This window comes from Cognatundibacterium oligocarboniphilum (assembly GCF_013377855.1).
Taxonomy (GTDB): Bacteria; Pseudomonadota; Gammaproteobacteria; order Burkholderiales; family Burkholderiaceae_D; genus Undibacterium; species Undibacterium oligocarboniphilum.
Genome location: NZ_JABXYJ010000006.1, coordinates 68,846 through 83,685, shown reverse-complemented (window position 1 = coordinate 83,685; position 14,840 = coordinate 68,846). Strand labels below are relative to the sequence as shown.

Here is a 14,840-nt window from a genome sequence, read left to right as displayed (position 1 = left end):
TCAGAATGCCTCCGGTTTCAACAGGGCATAGATCAGGTAAATCATTAATAAGGCCGCCGCGACGGCAGCGATGATCTGGAACAGAGTCATTCCTTACCTCCGAGACGGCTGCAACCCTCAATCAGGGCAAAGGTGAATACTGAGAAAATCAGCAGACACCCCAGATATAAAAAGTCCATACGATCTCCTTACAGTGGTGAGCTTCTACGATAGAAAAATACGGATAAAGATGTTGTATAGCTTGTCTGCCGGGGTGTAAAAATTGTGTAAACGCCGGCAGGAAGGGGGGCAACGTTTTATCCGGGTACGGCAAGCCGGAACGCATTTCATTTACATTCATGATGTATCCGGAAATCGTGGCTATCGATAAAGCGGGTTCGAATAAAAAAGGGCAGACAGGCGTGCTGTCTGCCCTTTTTGGCGAGGGGAACTATGGCGGGTTCTCTGATCAGAAAGTTTTGGTAGCGATCAGTACCAGGCTGTTTTTTCCGAGGAATTTACCGTTGGCGGGCGTTGCGTAATAATTTTTATCGGCATTGGTGCCGACCGCTGCAAGGCTGACGACTACGCCGCCGAAATCCTTGAATTCCTTGCTGACGCCGATTTTGTAATCGCTGTAAGTCGCGCCGCTGGAATTGATGCCCTGAACTTTTTGGTAACCGGCATGCAGGTTCAGCGTCAGGCCTTCGTGGATTTCAATGTTGGCGCCGGCATCCAGATAACCGCTGTTGCGGCTGTCAACGATACCGAACAGCGTGGTGACGGCGTGCGAATATTTGATGTAGGCGGGACCTTTGCTCAACTGGCCGTACAGCTCCAGCGTATTGCCGTCTTTCATGCCGGCCTGATCGAGATGGTTGGCGGCATAAACGTAACCGAGCACGCCGACGTCATACGCGATATCGGCAGTCAGTTGGCCGCGTTTGCCGGCATACAGGTCGATTTCCAGCGGCGTGCTGCCGGCGCCGGGCGTGTCCTTGATCCACTGGATGGTGGACATCCAGATACCTGCGTACAGGCCGGTCGGGTTGTTGGTGTAATCGGCGCCGCCTTGCAGGGCCGGATCGAGGCGGGTCTGGGAAATGCCTCGATAACGGTAATCGCTGGCCAGGCTCAGGTTGTAGCTGACTTCATTATCCGGTTTCACTTCTTCTGCACCGGCGGCACCGCTAGCCAGCAGTGTGGCGAGGCAGACGAACATGATGGTTTTTTTCATGGATTTATCCTTCGTTTTGACAGATTCGACAGGGAGAGAATCTGATACGGAAGCATAAATATGGGGCCGTAAAAATATCGTAAAGATCGATGGGTATCGTGTTTAGATTGTATAAAGCCGCGTATGTAACTGGCTTTTAGAGAGGAGTTGAGGCACGAGTGGTTATCAGCGATATTCCAATTGCCCATCCCGTAATTTCAGTCTTTGCATGCCGGGCAGGGCGATCAGTTCGCGATCATGGCAGACCAGCATCACACTGCTGCCTGTCTGAATCAACGTCGGAATCAGGGCGATCACCTGCTCACGCGCTTCTCCGTCGAGATTTGAGGTCGGCTCATCCAGCAGCAGCAGGCGTGGCTCCAGCACTTTGGCGCGCGCCAGCGCGACCCGTTGCTTTTCGCCGCCGGACAGGCTGCGTGCTTGTTGGCTTTGCAAGTGACTCACGCCAGCCCAATCCAGCGCGTGCCGGATTTTCTCCCTGCAATCCGGCTCACGCTGCAACCGCAATCCATAAGCAATGTTGTCAGCGACAGTGCCGGAAAACATCACCGGATGCTGATGCACATACACGATATTCTGGCGCAGATGGCGCGGATACGGTTGCAGCATCAGTGACTGACCCAGATAGCGGACCTGCTGGATATACGCGTGTTCCAGACCGGCCAGTATCCGCAGCAGCGTGCTTTTCCCGCTGCCATTCATTCCGGTCAGGACATAGGCCTGCGCTTGTTCAAGATGCAGTTCCTGAATATCCAGCAGTTGCCGGCTGCCAAACGACTTACGCAAACCCTGAATATGCAATAAAGCGCTCATTGCAGCTGCCCTGCATTCCGGGTGTCGCCTTGCAACAGCAGCAGCGCGGCATTCATCAGCAATGCCAGTACAATCAACACCACGCCAAGCGCGATACCCTGTGCAAATTCGCCTTTGCTGGTTTCCAGTGCTATTGCTGTGGTGATGGTGCGGGTGACGCCGGCAATGTTGCCACCGACCATCATGGCGCAACCGACTTCGGATAAGACTCTGCCGAAGCCGCTGATCAGTGCCGCCATGACGCCGAAACGCACTTCATACAACACAGTGCGCATGACTTGCCAGCGGTTTGCCCCCAGTGTGATTGCCGTTTCGGCCAGACGCGGGTCGGCGGATTGCACGGCGCTCAGGGTAAACGCGGTCAGTACCGGAAATGCGATGAACGCCTGACCGGCGATGATGCCGCTTTGCGTGAACAGCCAGTGCCAGGCGCCGAACAAACCCTGGCGACTCAGCAGCAGATACAGCAACAGCCCGATCAGGACGGTCGGCAACGACAATGCCGCCTGCACCAGCCAGATGACAATACGCCGTCCCCGAAAGGCATGACTGGCAATCAGATAGCCGCCCAGAACTGCCGGTGGCGTGGCAATCGCCAGACCGGCGACCGAAGTCACCAGCGAGATCCGGATAATCGTCCAGAGTGCGGTGTCACCGGATAACAACAGCGCGAAGGCGGACTGAATGGCGGTGCGGATATCCACGGGGGGCGGGCGGCTTCAGAAGCAGTGTTCGGGAGCCGGAAACGACTGGTCCTTGACCGCCGCCACGTAGGCCGAAACGGCAGCGTCAATACTGGTCTGACCTTCCATGAAATTTTTTACGAAACGCGCCTTACGGCCGGGGAAAACACCCAGCAGATCGTGCATCACCAACACTTGCCCCGAACAGTCGACACCGGCGCCGATGCCGATGGTTGGAATCCGCAATGCTTCTGTCACTTCTTTGCCGAGTGCCGCCGGAATCGCTTCGAGCACCAGAACGCTGGCACCGGCCGCCTGCACGGCCAGCGCTTCGGCTTTCAGCAGATCGGCTGCTGCCGTGGTTTTTCCCTGCACTTTATAGCCGCCCAGCTGATGTACTGATTGCGGTGTCAGCCCAAGATGGGCGCACACCGGGATGGCGCGTTCGGTCAGGAACTGGATCGTCGGCGCCAGCCAGTGACCGCCTTCGAGCTTGACCATGTGCGCGCCGGCCTGAATCAGCTGTACGGCGTTGTTGAAGGCGGCTTCCGGCGTTGCATAGCTGCCGAAAGGCATGTCGGCTACGACCAGCGCTTTCTGGTTGCCGCGTGCTACTGAAGCAGTGTGATAAGCAATATCGGTCACTGTCACAGGCAGGGTCGAAGTGTGTCCCTGACAGACCATGCCGAGCGAATCGCCAATCAGCAGCATTTCAACGCCACAGCGATCCATCAAAGCCGCAAAACTGGCGTCATAACAGGTCAGCATCGTGATTTTTTCGCCCTGCTCGCACATGGCGGCAAGGCCAGGAATGCTGACGGCCTTACGGTCTTGTAAATATCCAGCCATACTTTTCTCCAATGGTGATGCTGCCGCACGTTTTTATATAGTCAGTTTTGATCGTGTTTTGTGGCAGCGGGTTAGGTCTCCGCCACACCTGTTCTTGAATCAAATCTGCGGTTGAATCCAATCAGTTTCTGAAAATAAAATAAACTGCCCCGATCAGGCAAATGCCTGCCCACAGGTAGTCGAGCCTGAACGGCTGCCCCATGTACAACATGGCAAACGGCACGAAGACACTCAGGGTAATGACTTCCTGCAGGATTTTCAGTTGCGCCAGACTGTACGCAGTGTAACCGATACGGTTGGCCGGCACCTGCAGCAGATATTCAAACAGCGCGATTCCCCAGCTGACTAACGCAGCGATCCACCACGCTTTGCCTGCCAGATTTTTCAGATGACCATACCAGGCGATTGTCATGAATACATTCGACAGGATCAGGAGTCCGGCAGTTTGGGCGATAACAGGTATCTGCATGGGGAGTATCGGTCAAAATGAGCTGATTGTTGTGGATTTTCTTGGGGCTTTAAAAATACTAGGGGGAGTATGTAAGCCTTATTACTCCGCCAGCCGGAAAATTTCCTGTCCGCTGACTGCCGGCAAATACTGCCTGGCTTCCCCGTGACCCGGAATCCGGATGTCCGGCGCGATTTCCAGTAAGGGCAGCAACACGAAGGCCCGCTGCGTCATCCGCGGATGCGGAACGCTCAGCAGTGGTGTTTGTATCGTCTGATCCGCGTACAGCAGCAGATCGAGATCGAGGGTGCGCGGCGCGTTGCGGTAAGGGCGTTCGCGGCCATGCGCCAGTTCCAGTGTCTGCAGCGCCGAGAGCAGAACCTCCGGCATCATATCGGTTTCCAGTGCAACCACAGCATTCACATAATCGTCGCCGCCGGCATCGACCGGTGCGCTGCTGTAGAGCGCGGATGATTGCTGCAGCGAAGTGCCCGGCAGCGTTGCCATCTGTCGGATCGCATGACGTACCGTATCTGCCGCCGCACCGAGGTTGGCGCCGATGCCGATATACGCGATCACCGTCATTCTTGTGCTGCCGCTGCCTTACGCGGCGCGCGGCGGCGCGGTTTGCGCTTTTTGGCGGTTTGCGCGCCGGTACTGAGTTTCGGTTTGCTGTTGATGAGCTGCTCGCGCTGGGTGGCGTCACCATTGATGAAGCCTGTCCACCAGTCACCGATTTCGGCGTCGATTTCACCGGAGGCGCAACGCAGCAGCAGGAAATCGTAACCGGCGCGCAGGCGCTGGTGCTCCAGCATTTTGTAAGGCGTTTTTCCTGCCCGCTTTTCAAAGCGCGGCTGCATGGCCCAGATGTCGCGCATATCCGATGCGATCTTGCGCTGGATGGCGAGGGCATCGGTCTGCCGCATCAGTACATCATCGGCGGCCAGATGCAAGGCCGGGATCGGGAATTCACCGGTTGCTTTATAGGCTTCCCATTTTTCCAGTACCTGATGCCATAGCAGTGAAGCAAACAGAAAGCTCGGTGACACCGGTTTGCCTTGCTGTATCCGCTCATCGGTGTTGGACAGCGCCAGTGCTATAAATTTTTCGCCTAACGGTTGTTCCAGCACGACGTCGAGCAAGGGCATGAGGCCATGATGCAGGCCCTCGCTGCGTAATTGTTGCAGGCAGGCCATGGCATGTCCGCTCATCAGCAGTTTCAGCATTTCATCAAATACCCGTGCCGCCGGTACATTGTTGATCAGGGGCGCCATCACCGCGATCGGCGCCCGGGTTGCCGCATCGATTTTGAATCCCAGTTTGGCGGCAAACCTTACCACTCGCAACATGCGCACCGGGTCTTCGCGATAGCGTGTTTCCGGCACGCCGATAATCCGCAGGGTTTTTTTGCGGATATCCTGCATTCCGCCGTGATAGTCCAACACGGTCTGGCTGGCTGGATCGTAGTACATCGCGTTCACGGTGAAGTCACGCCGCGCAGCATCTTCATGCTGTTCGCCGAAGGTGTTGTCGCGCAATACGCGACCATGCTCATCTTTCGGGGCTTCGTCATTGGACGAACCACGGAAGGTGGTGACCTCCAGCAAGTCCTGGCCAAACATCACATGCACGATCTGAAAACGACGACCGATGATGAAGGCGCGCCGGAACAAACGTTTGACCTGTTCTGGTGTGGCATTGGTGGCGATATCAAAATCTTTGGGTTTGACACCGGTCAGCAAGTCGCGCACTGCGCCGCCGACGATGAATGCCTGATAGCCATTGTCCTGCAGCGTCTGGGTAACGCGGATGGCATTGGCAGACACCAGTTGCGGATTGATGCCGTGCTCCCTTGCTTGCAGTACGGTCGGCGCCACTGGCTTGCCGGATTTGCCGGAAGCGGCAGTTTTTTTGACGCCCAGAATTTTACGAATCAGTTTCTTAATCATTGTTTTTCAAACAGCTTAATTTGAGGCCATCCGCGTGCCGCAGCATGTGCGCTGAGCCGGGCATTCGGATTGGTGGCAACCGGATGGGTGACCACTTCGAGTAATGGAATATCGTTGTGAGAATCGCTGTAAAAATGGCTGCTGGTAAAATCAGTGAGCTGTTTTTGCTGCTGCGCCAGCCAGTTATGCAAGTGAATCACTTTACCTTGCCCCGAAGTGGGTACACCGAGCAGCTTGCCGGTGATGTTGCTTTCTGCATCCAGTTCCGGCTCTGCCGCAAGCAGATGTTGGACACCGAGCGCTGTCGCAATCGGTGCCGTGACGAAACGGTTGGTTGCTGTAATGATGGCGATCAGGTCTTCCTGATCCTGGTGTTTTTTCAGCAGATCGTAGGCTGCCGGTAGCAAGGCGGGCTGAATCACTTCCTGCATGAACTGCATATGCAATTCATCCAGTCTGGCGCGCGGAAAACGGGCCAGCGTACCCAGCGCAAATTCCAGATACTCTACCGGATCCAGCGTGCCAGCCTGATATTGGGCAAAAAATGCAGCATTGCGCCGGGCGAATTCTTCGGCATCGACAGCGCCGACGCGGCAGAGGAATTGTCCCCATTCATAATCAGAGTCAATGGGAATCAGTGTGTGATCAAGATCAAATAAAGCGATGTTGCGCATGAATCGGTTTCCAGGTTCAGGATTGCTGCTGCAGCATCAGTTCCCGCAACAGCGGTAGTGTGATCGGACGCTTGGTCACCAGCGAATAATGATCCAGCTGCTCCAGCATTTGCGATAAAGAACTCATATCACGTCGGTAATGGGTAATCAGATAGGGTAACACGCCGGCAGAAATCTGTATGCCACGCGCATGGGCGGCGCGTTCCAGCGCATCGATCTTGTCTTCGTCGGTGAGCCCGTGCAACTGGTAAATCAACCCCCAGCCAAAGCGGGTCCGCAGGTCGTCCCGCACATTCAGGATCATGGGCGGATGATTGCCGGCGGCTACCAGAAAGCCGCCGTGCGCCCTTGTTTCATTGAACAGATTAAATGCCGCGATCTGATTCAGCGGCGGCAGCTGTTCACAGTCATCCAACAGATACAGACTGACACGTTCGTCGTGATCAAAGGCATTTTCCGGTGCGCTGGCCGGAATATAACGTGCTGCAGGGTAGTCTGCCAAAGCGTGCAGCAGATGCGTCTTGCCGGCACCGGCTTCCCCCCAGATATAGACGGAGTGCTCGCCGTACTGGCTTGGAATCCGCTGCGAAAATAAGCCCAGCAACTGCGCCAGTTCTGCATTTTGTCCAACCACGAAAGTTGCCAGCGATGGCAGTATCTGCGCATCAAGATCTAATAAAAGCTGCCTCATGGCCGACGATAAAAATGACTGTTCAGGTAAGAGTGGCGTAAATGTTTGACGGCCACGGAAATAATCGCCGATGTAGGGAGTGCAACCAGGATACCGATAAAACCAAACAACTGGCCGAATGCCATCAGGGCAAAGATCACGGTCAGCGGATGTAGGCCGATGCGCTCGCCGACCAGCCGCGGCGTCAGGAAAAATGATTCCAGCACTTGCCCGAAACCATAAATAATCGCGACTGAAATCAGGCCGCTGAAGCCATTGAATTGCAGTATTGCACCGATCAGCGCCAGCACCAGTCCGAGACCATAGCCGAGGTAAGGAATAAACACCAGAAAACCGGTAATGATCCCGACCGGTAATGCCAGATCAAACCGGGCAATGCTGAGTGCAATTGAATAATAGGCCGCCAGTACGATCATGACCAGAATCTGGCCGCGCAGATACTGGGCCAGAATATCATCGACTTCATCAGCAGCGCTGATGGTGGCATGCGGCCAGCGACGCGGAATGAAATGTGCCAGCCGGTGAATCAGTGTGTGCCAGTCCAGCAGCAGATAAAACAAAACGATAGGAATCAGCAATAGATTGGCAAACATGCCTAACAGTGCGGTGCCGCCCACCCGGATCGAAGACAGCACAGCCTTGCCAATCACATCGCCGCTACCGGCGACATGCTCGGTCAGCAGGGATTTGATGCCAGCGCTGTCAAGACGGACGTTCAGACCGTAATTGGCCATGAGCGGGGAGACAATTTCGTCGAACTTGTCAAACAGCCGCGGAATCTGATCCTGCAGCTGCGGACCTTCTTTTTGCAGAATAGGGACGATGATCAGCACCATCGCCAGTGCTGCGGCAAAAACGATCACAATCAAAAATGTTGCTGCGATGGCGCGCGGCACATGCAGTTTCCTGAAACGCCAGGCGCACAGCTTATCGACCCAGGGATTGAGTACGTAAGCCAGAATAGCCGCCACGACGAATGGCATCAGGACCGGGCCGAGCAGCGACAGCAGCATGAGCAGCGCTAATGCGACGGCGATCCAGAGCATTGATTGTTTTTGTTCAGTCGTCAAAGAAAAAGGCATTTTTTCTCGTTATTCAATATCAGCGTCCGTCGGGGACGGAAAGTCCGTTAATGTACATCCATGCTGATTTTGCCCGGAATTGTCCAAAAACAGGTTAACCCGCGGTCATTTTGTTAAAATACCGGTTTTGCCGGTGTTTTCTGGCAATTTCTCTATTTTACCGCCTCAAGCCCCCTACTGACGAATATCATGAGCACTTCTACCCCTGTTTCTCTTTCTTATGCCGACGCCGGTGTCGATATGGTTGCTGGCGACGCGTTGGTCGATGCAATCAAGCCTTTTGCCAAACGCACGATGCGCGAAGGCGTCATGGCCGGTATCGGTGGTTTTGGCGCCATGTTTGAAGTCAGTAAGAAATTCAAGGAGCCGGTACTGGTATCCGGCACGGATGGTGTCGGCACCAAGCTGAAGCTGGCATTTCATCTGAACAAGCACGATACCGTTGGTATTGACCTGGTGGCCATGAGTGTGAACGATATTCTGGTGCAGGGTGCAGAACCCCTGTTTTTCCTCGACTATTTCGCTTGCGGCAAACTGGACGTCGCGGCAGCGACGGATGTGATCAAAGGGATTGCTTACGGCTGCGAGCAGGCGGGTTGCGCACTGATCGGTGGTGAAACAGCGGAGATGCCTTCGATGTACCCCGACGGCGAATATGATCTGGCCGGTTTTGCAGTCGGCGCCGTCGAAAAATCAAAAATTATCGACGGTAGCAAGATTCAGCCGGGCGACGTGATTCTGGGTCTCGCTTCTTCCGGAATTCATTCCAATGGCTTTTCTCTGGTGCGCAAAATTATCGAAGTCGCCAATCCTGATCTGAATGCCGATTTTGATGGACGCACTCTGGGCGAGGCGCTGATGGCACCAACCCGTATTTACGTCAAACCTTTGCTGGCGCTGATGGACAGCATGGAAGTCAAGGGCATGGCACACATCACTGGTGGCGGTCTGGTCGAAAACGTACCACGTGTGCTGGGCGACACGCTGACCGCGATATTGCATAAAGACGCATGGCAAATGCCACCTTTGTTCAGCTGGTTACAGCAACATGGCGGCGTGGCAGATGCTGAAATGCACCGTGTGTTCAACTGCGGCATCGGCATGGTGGTGATTGTGGCGCAGGATCAGGCTGATGCGGCGATGGACCAACTGGCGCAGGCCGGGGAGTCGGTTTATCGTATCGGCTATATCCGCAATCGTGAAGGGAATGAACATCCTGCCCAGGTGGTCTGATTACGGCACACCGTATGGCATGATATCGGCTGGTCTTTGATACCGTCTGCTGACACCCGAAAACCGGGCGACAATGACTGATACTGTCATTGTCGCCCGGTTTTTCATTGAGTCACCAGGAGATTAAGTGATGAGAAAACAGTTCATACTGAAGATATTGCATGAATATGTAATTATCAAAAAATATTTATAAAAAATACTTACTAAATAGTAATAAGTTATTCTTTTTGCTCTACAATCAATATTCTTTTGGGGAGATCCGCAAGGGTCTTGTTAAATTAATATTGTAGTAATTTTATTATAATGAAAAAAATCCTTACTCTCAGCTTACTCAGTATTCTTACCGCTTGCGGCGGCGGTGGCGGCAACGTTTCGGTCAGCACTCCCGGCGATACTCCGCAGACGGGTACCGTCTTCCCGCCATCCGCCACGTTGGCGAATTTGTGCGCCCAGCCGAGAAGTAATACCGCTGATCGCCAGGGCACGGTGGAAAACGAAAAAGCCTATCTGCGCTCTTTTGTTGACGAAACCTACCTCTGGTATAAGGATGTGCCAACATTGATTGCTGCGAACTATGCGACTCCACAGGCTTATTTCAACGATCTGAAAACGACGGCAAAAACAGCGTCCGGCTTACCGGTAGATCAGTTCCACTGGTCTCAGACAACAGAATCATGGAATGCCGCTTCTTCCGGTATTTCGCAGGACTATGGCATTCAATGGGCGGCGCAGGCCAGCTCGCCGCCGCGCAACTGGATTGTGGCTGAAGTGGCTCCCGGCTCTCCGGCGGCTCAGGCAGGAGTCAAGCGCGGCGACAAAATCACTTCTGTTGACGGTGTGGATTTTGTGAATGACGCCACCAAAGCAGGTGTGGCTATCTTGAATGAAGGGTTATTTCCCACTGTTCTGGCAGCACATCGCTTCGCCTTTAACGGACAGGCCGCCATCAGTCTGACTCCGGCGCTGATCAATACCGTGACTGTACAGAATGTCAAAACGATTCCAACAGCCAGCGGAACGGTCGGCTACTTTACCTTTGACACCCATATCGCCAAATCGGAAGCTGAGTTGATTGCAGCAATCAACCAGCTCAAGGCCGCCAATGTCACGGATCTGGTAATTGACCTGCGGTATAACGGTGGAGGTCTGCTGTATATCGCCAGCGAATTGGCGTATATGGTTGCTGGTCCCGTGACAACGAATGGCCGGATTTTTGAAAAGCTGACGTACAACGACAAGCTGACTTCCAAAAATACGACGTATCCTTTTTACTCTTCCGGTACCATCAATCAGAGTTTGCCATCGCTGGGGTTGAAGCATGTGAGTCTGCTGGTGACGCATGGCACAGCATCCGCCAGCGAATCCATCATCAACAGTCTGCGCGGGGTTGATGTGACAGTGGATCTGATTGGCGACGTGACACGCGGCAAACCGTATGGCTTTGTGCCTCAGGATAATTGCGGCTATACCTATTTCAGCATTCAGTTCAAGGGTGTGAATGACAAAGGTTTCGGAGATTATGCAGATGGTTTCACGCCGACCTGCAAAGCCGCGGATGACTACACGCATTTGCGTGGTGATACATCAGAAACCATGCTCAAGACAGCGCTGAGTTATCGCCAGACAGGTATCTGTCCGGGTAATACAGCCGGCGCCAGCATCCTGGGCAATGAAGCACGCTATGAACTGGTACGTCCGGCAACGCAGGAAATGCGTATCGTCACACCGATGCCACGTTCATGAAAACTGGATCGATATTCAGCATGATGTTGCTGTTATCCGCCTGCCAGATGCCGCAACCGGCATCCGGGCAGGCGGCAGTTCTGACGATGCCTGATGCAGACGCGCGGCAGGAGTTGCAGCAGCACATACAGACAATGAGCGGATTCAGTCATGTACTGCTGTCTGAAAATGATCTGGTGCAGAGCAGCGAACTGCTCATTGAGCGCCGGCAGCAGGCCACTCCAGAGGGTGACTTGCTGCAGGGACGAAATCTGGAAATGCCGCATCGTTTCCGTTTGCTGGCGCGTGATGGTCAGTGCTGGCTGGTGCATCTGAATTCAGGCGAGCAGCGTTTATTGGCCAGGGCGAAATGTCGCGTACAATAAATCACGTATTCCTTCTTCAGCAAACCCTCTGTATTCCAGAAATACAGAGGGTTTTTTTTAAATACCTGGTGCTGATTCAGTATGTCTGATCTGAAAATAGACGGTGCCTGAATGATCCACAGTAGCGAGATAACCATGACAGTCAGACGTTGCGCCTGGGCCAACCCCGCCAATCCTTTATATCTTGATTATCATGATCATGAGTGGGGCGTTCCCTGCCATGACGAACGGCGTTTGTTTGAAATGTTGAACCTGGAGGGCGCACAGGCTGGTCTGAGCTGGGAAACGATCCTGAACAAGCGCGAACATTACCGGCAAGCGTTTGATGGATGGGATGCTGACAAAATCGCTGCCTATGACGATGTGAAAGTGGCGGAATTACTTGCTAATCCGGGCATCGTGCGTAATCGCCTCAAAGTCGCCGCTGCCATCCAGAATGCTCGTGCTTATCTTCAACTATGCAGGGATGAGGGCGGGCTGGATGCTTATTTGTGGCGGCATGTGGATGGACAACCGGTACGGAATAACGGTGAGCGGATTGTCACAACAGCGCTATCCGATCAGATATCCAAAGATCTGAAAAAACGCGGTTTTAAATTTGTCGGCTCCACCATTATCTATGCCTACATGCAGGCAATCGGCATGGTGCAGGATCATGCGGCAGATTGTGACTGGCGCAGGATCTGAGCAGTTCTCAGTCCTGCATAACGGCCGATCGCGTTGATCTGCGCTGACGGGCTGTAACCGGAATTGTCTGCCGCTCAGGGGGCACGGATATAATCAATCAGCTCCTGCACCTGCTGATCCGGTCTGGGTGTCAGCAGGCTGACGAGGCAGATGGACAAAAAGCCCGCCGGAACGCCGAATACCCCGGCCGAGATGGGCGCAATATTCCACCACTGATTCAGGCTACTGCCGCCGAACAAAGGATGCGTGTGCACCATATAGAACACGCAGACCACAAAGCCGGCAATCATGCCCGCAATGGCACCCTGGCGGTTCGCACGCTTCCAGAAAATGCCCAATACCAGTGCCGGGAACAGCGTTGATGCCGCCACCGAAAATGCCGCGCCGACCAGCGACAGGATATCTGCCGGTTTCAATGATGCCACATAGGCAGCAATCAGAGCGACCACCAGCAGAAACAGTTTGGAAATAGTGACCCGTTTCTGCGTGGACGCGGTCGGATCGACGATTTTGTAATAAATGTCGTGAGACAGCGAATTCGAGATTGTGAGTAGTAATCCGTCCGCCGTCGACAGTGCCGCCGCCAGACCGCCAGCCGCCACCAGCCCCGCCACAACATACGGCAGGCCGGCAATTTCCGGTGTCGCCAGCACGATGATATCGCCATCGATCGTAATTTCAGATAACTGGACGATACCGTCATGATTGATGTCGATAATGCTGACTAATGGATTAATTTTATCGACGTTCGCCCAGTAGGTGACCCAGGAAGGAAGTTTGGAGAATTCGCTGCCGACCAGAGACGTGTAAATATCGTATTTCACGATAATCGCCAGTGCCGGTATGGTGATGTACAGCAGCATGATGAAGAACAGCGACCAGAAGACGGAATCCCGGCTTTCGGTCACAGACGGCGTGGTGTAATAACGGGTCAATAAATGGGGCAGCGCCGCGGTCCCCATCATGAGACACAACACCAGTGCCATGAAATTATTTCGCTTGTTATCCGCTTCAGTTTTATCCTTCGCGGCATACGGGGTGTATTGTGCAAAATTCGGCTGGGATTTTTGCAGATACATATTGCGGATTTCGCCCCAGTGTACGCGCGCTTCGTCCGGCGAAACCGGATAGCCGGCAAGATCGCGGCTCGCGCTTTTGATATCAATCAGCGAACCATTGCCGGCTTTCAGTTGATCCAGATTGTTTTGCAGTTCATTGCGCCCGCTCTCCCATGAGGCAGGCAGTTGCTGGATTTTTCTTTCAAATTCACCGGCCCGCGCTTTGTAGATGGCACGGACCTGTTGTTCTTTCGGGTCGTTGCTGAACTGTTTTTCTTTCTTTACCAGTTCTGGCAAAAATGCGCCATACGATATCTGTGGCACCGGATTATCGCTGTGCTTGGCCGACAGCCAGCCCACCGGAATCATGAAGGCAATGATGATGATGATGTATTGTGACACCTGAGTCCAGGTGACGGCCCGCATACCACCGAGAAAAGAGCAGACCAGAATACTTGCCAGACCAAGAAAAATACCGACGGAGAAATCCACCCCGGTGAAGCGCGAAGTGATGAGGCCAACACCGTAAATCTGCGCTACGACATAAATAAATGAAATAAAAACCGTTGCCAGCACAGCCAGAATACGCACCTGATTTTTATCCTGTGTATCGGAAAAGCGGGTTCCTAAAAAGTCTGCAATCGTGTACTGACCGAATTTCCGGATATACGGTGCGATCAGCATCGCCACCAGGCAAAAACCGCCAGTCCAGCCGATGATGTAAGCAAGTCCGTCAAAGCCCTGCAAATATAGTCCTCCGGCGAGGCTCAGAAAACTGGCTGCTGACATCCAGTCGGCAGCCGTTGCCATGCCGTTGAACACCGCCGGCACCCGTCTGCCGGCCACATAGTATTCGGTGATGTCGGACGTCCGGCTGACCAGCCCGATGCCGGCGTAAATCACAATCGTGGCAAACATGAACAGATAACCGATCCATGCCCGCGGCACACCTTCTTTTTCCAGAATCGTCAGTACGATCAGAAAAATAAAAAACAGCAGGGTGTACCAAAGATAATAACTGGTCAGTCTTTGCGTAAAGCGCTGTTGCGGAGTCATGCTGAACCTTATGATGTTGAGCGCTGTATCCAGCGCATGCAGACTGAATAAACCGCCAGGATCAGGACATAGCTCAGGGTCAGCCCTTGCGCCGCCAGATAAAAGGAGACCGGCCAGCCGAAGATCGTCAGGGCTGATAATTCACGGGCAAAATACAGACTGCCAAATCCCAGCATCCCCCAGCAAAGCAACAGTAAAATTGTCAGATGCCGGGTGCGTCTCCAGTAGCGGGATGGCGTGGGTGCCGGCACTGATGGCAGATTCGGTGGTGAATTCTTTGGTGGTGAATTCAT

17 protein-coding genes are annotated in these 14,840 nt (G+C 53.8%); 4 read left to right on the top strand and 13 right to left on the bottom strand.

Annotated features, from left to right (window positions below; all coding sequences use genetic code 11):
- From kdpF to HV832_RS11610, 11 genes are all read right to left on the bottom strand, one after another.
- Positions 1-90 (bottom strand): K(+)-transporting ATPase subunit F, encoded by a 90-nt coding sequence (gene kdpF, locus HV832_RS11660; protein WP_176804024.1) that lies wholly within the window; start codon positions 88-90, stop codon positions 1-3.
- Between the two features lie 358 nt (positions 91-448).
- Complete coding sequence (locus HV832_RS11655) at positions 449-1,216, bottom strand: TorF family putative porin (protein WP_176804023.1); 768 nt, start codon at positions 1,214-1,216, stop codon at positions 449-451.
- A 165-nt stretch (positions 1,217-1,381) separates the two neighbouring features.
- Positions 1,382-2,029 (bottom strand): ABC transporter ATP-binding protein, encoded by a 648-nt coding sequence (locus HV832_RS11650; RefSeq protein WP_176804022.1) that lies wholly within the window; start codon positions 2,027-2,029, stop codon positions 1,382-1,384.
- Positions 2,026-2,733 carry an ABC transporter permease gene (locus HV832_RS11645; protein WP_176804021.1) on the bottom strand — a complete coding sequence of 236 codons (708 nt, stop codon included), beginning with the start codon at positions 2,731-2,733 and terminating at the stop codon, positions 2,026-2,028. The genes HV832_RS11650 and HV832_RS11645 overlap by 4 nt, the downstream gene beginning before the upstream one ends.
- A gap of 15 nt (positions 2,734-2,748) precedes the next feature.
- The gene (gene panB / locus HV832_RS11640; protein WP_176804020.1) at positions 2,749-3,561 is read right to left on the bottom strand and encodes a 3-methyl-2-oxobutanoate hydroxymethyltransferase; all 813 of its coding nucleotides are present in this window, start codon (positions 3,559-3,561) and stop codon (positions 2,749-2,751) included.
- A 121-nt stretch (positions 3,562-3,682) separates the two neighbouring features.
- Positions 3,683-4,030, bottom strand: a complete 348-nt coding sequence (locus tag HV832_RS11635) for a DMT family protein (RefSeq protein WP_176804019.1) — start codon at positions 4,028-4,030, stop codon at positions 3,683-3,685.
- A gap of 81 nt (positions 4,031-4,111) precedes the next feature.
- Positions 4,112-4,594 carry a 2-amino-4-hydroxy-6-hydroxymethyldihydropteridine diphosphokinase gene (folK, locus tag HV832_RS11630; RefSeq protein ID WP_176804018.1) on the bottom strand — a complete coding sequence of 161 codons (483 nt, stop codon included), beginning with the start codon at positions 4,592-4,594 and terminating at the stop codon, positions 4,112-4,114.
- Positions 4,591-5,958, bottom strand: coding sequence for a polynucleotide adenylyltransferase PcnB (pcnB, locus tag HV832_RS11625; protein WP_176804017.1), 1,368 nt, complete (start codon positions 5,956-5,958; stop codon positions 4,591-4,593). The genes folK and pcnB overlap by 4 nt, the downstream gene beginning before the upstream one ends.
- Positions 5,955-6,632, bottom strand: a complete 678-nt coding sequence (locus HV832_RS11620; protein WP_176804016.1) for a histidinol-phosphatase — start codon at positions 6,630-6,632, stop codon at positions 5,955-5,957. Before HV832_RS11620 ends, pcnB begins: the two co-directional genes overlap by 4 nt.
- A gap of 16 nt (positions 6,633-6,648) precedes the next feature.
- Positions 6,649-7,323, bottom strand: a complete 675-nt coding sequence (gene hda / locus HV832_RS11615; RefSeq protein ID WP_176804015.1) for a DnaA regulatory inactivator Hda — start codon at positions 7,321-7,323, stop codon at positions 6,649-6,651.
- Complete coding sequence (locus HV832_RS11610; RefSeq protein ID WP_176804014.1) at positions 7,320-8,405, bottom strand: AI-2E family transporter; 1,086 nt, start codon at positions 8,403-8,405, stop codon at positions 7,320-7,322. The genes hda and HV832_RS11610 overlap by 4 nt, the downstream gene beginning before the upstream one ends.
- A 189-nt stretch (positions 8,406-8,594) precedes the next feature.
- Here HV832_RS11610 and purM point away from each other — a divergent pair, with 189 nt between their 5' ends.
- From purM to HV832_RS11590, 4 genes are all read left to right on the top strand, one after another.
- Positions 8,595-9,638 carry a phosphoribosylformylglycinamidine cyclo-ligase gene (gene purM, locus HV832_RS11605; RefSeq protein WP_176804013.1) on the top strand — a complete coding sequence of 348 codons (1,044 nt, stop codon included), beginning with the start codon at positions 8,595-8,597 and terminating at the stop codon, positions 9,636-9,638.
- 303 nt (positions 9,639-9,941) lie between these two features.
- The gene (locus HV832_RS11600; RefSeq protein ID WP_176804012.1) at positions 9,942-11,381 is read left to right on the top strand and encodes a S41 family peptidase; all 1,440 of its coding nucleotides are present in this window, start codon (positions 9,942-9,944) and stop codon (positions 11,379-11,381) included.
- 20 nt (positions 11,382-11,401) lie between these two features.
- Positions 11,402-11,746, top strand: coding sequence for a hypothetical protein (locus HV832_RS11595; protein ID WP_176804011.1), 345 nt, complete (start codon positions 11,402-11,404; stop codon positions 11,744-11,746).
- Positions 11,747-11,881: 135 nt separating this feature from the next.
- Entirely contained in the window at positions 11,882-12,433 is a 552-nt protein-coding gene (locus HV832_RS11590) for a DNA-3-methyladenine glycosylase I (RefSeq protein WP_176804010.1), read from the top strand.
- A gap of 74 nt (positions 12,434-12,507) precedes the next feature.
- Here the strand turns inward: HV832_RS11590 and HV832_RS11585 are convergent, their stop codons facing one another.
- A complete protein-coding gene (locus tag HV832_RS11585; RefSeq protein ID WP_176804009.1) occupies positions 12,508-14,547 on the bottom strand; it encodes a sodium:solute symporter family protein in 2,040 nt (679 codons plus the stop codon).
- A gap of 8 nt (positions 14,548-14,555) precedes the next feature.
- On the bottom strand, positions 14,556-14,840 hold the full coding sequence (locus tag HV832_RS11580) for a DUF4212 domain-containing protein (protein WP_176804008.1): 285 nt from the start codon (positions 14,838-14,840) through the stop codon (positions 14,556-14,558).

Excerpts from the sequence above, each read along its gene's own strand:
- kdpF (WP_176804024.1), bottom strand. The coding sequence starts at position 90 with ATGACTCTGTTCCAGATCATCGCTGCCGTCGCGGCGGCCTTATTAATG.
- HV832_RS11595 (WP_176804011.1), top strand. The coding sequence starts at position 11,402 with ATGATGTTGCTGTTATCCGCCTGCCAGATGCCGCAACCGGCATCCGGG.
- pcnB (WP_176804017.1), bottom strand. The coding sequence starts at position 5,958 with ATGATTAAGAAACTGATTCGTAAAATTCTGGGCGTCAAAAAAACTGCC.
- hda (WP_176804015.1), bottom strand. The coding sequence starts at position 7,323 with ATGAGGCAGCTTTTATTAGATCTTGATGCGCAGATACTGCCATCGCTG.
- HV832_RS11655 (WP_176804023.1), bottom strand. The coding sequence starts at position 1,216 with ATGAAAAAAACCATCATGTTCGTCTGCCTCGCCACACTGCTGGCTAGC.
- HV832_RS11580 (WP_176804008.1), bottom strand. The coding sequence starts at position 14,840 with ATGAATTCACCACCAAAGAATTCACCACCGAATCTGCCATCAGTGCCG.
- HV832_RS11585 (WP_176804009.1), bottom strand. The coding sequence starts at position 14,547 with ATGACTCCGCAACAGCGCTTTACGCAAAGACTGACCAGTTATTATCTT.
- HV832_RS11650 (WP_176804022.1), bottom strand. The coding sequence starts at position 2,029 with ATGAGCGCTTTATTGCATATTCAGGGTTTGCGTAAGTCGTTTGGCAGC.
- purM (WP_176804013.1), top strand. The coding sequence starts at position 8,595 with ATGAGCACTTCTACCCCTGTTTCTCTTTCTTATGCCGACGCCGGTGTC.
- folK (WP_176804018.1), bottom strand. The coding sequence starts at position 4,594 with ATGACGGTGATCGCGTATATCGGCATCGGCGCCAACCTCGGTGCGGCG.
- HV832_RS11635 (WP_176804019.1), bottom strand. The coding sequence starts at position 4,030 with ATGCAGATACCTGTTATCGCCCAAACTGCCGGACTCCTGATCCTGTCG.
- HV832_RS11610 (WP_176804014.1), bottom strand. The coding sequence starts at position 8,405 with ATGCCTTTTTCTTTGACGACTGAACAAAAACAATCAATGCTCTGGATC.
- HV832_RS11620 (WP_176804016.1), bottom strand. The coding sequence starts at position 6,632 with ATGCGCAACATCGCTTTATTTGATCTTGATCACACACTGATTCCCATT.
- panB (WP_176804020.1), bottom strand. The coding sequence starts at position 3,561 with ATGGCTGGATATTTACAAGACCGTAAGGCCGTCAGCATTCCTGGCCTT.
- HV832_RS11590 (WP_176804010.1), top strand. The coding sequence starts at position 11,882 with ATGACAGTCAGACGTTGCGCCTGGGCCAACCCCGCCAATCCTTTATAT.
- HV832_RS11600 (WP_176804012.1), top strand. The coding sequence starts at position 9,942 with ATGAAAAAAATCCTTACTCTCAGCTTACTCAGTATTCTTACCGCTTGC.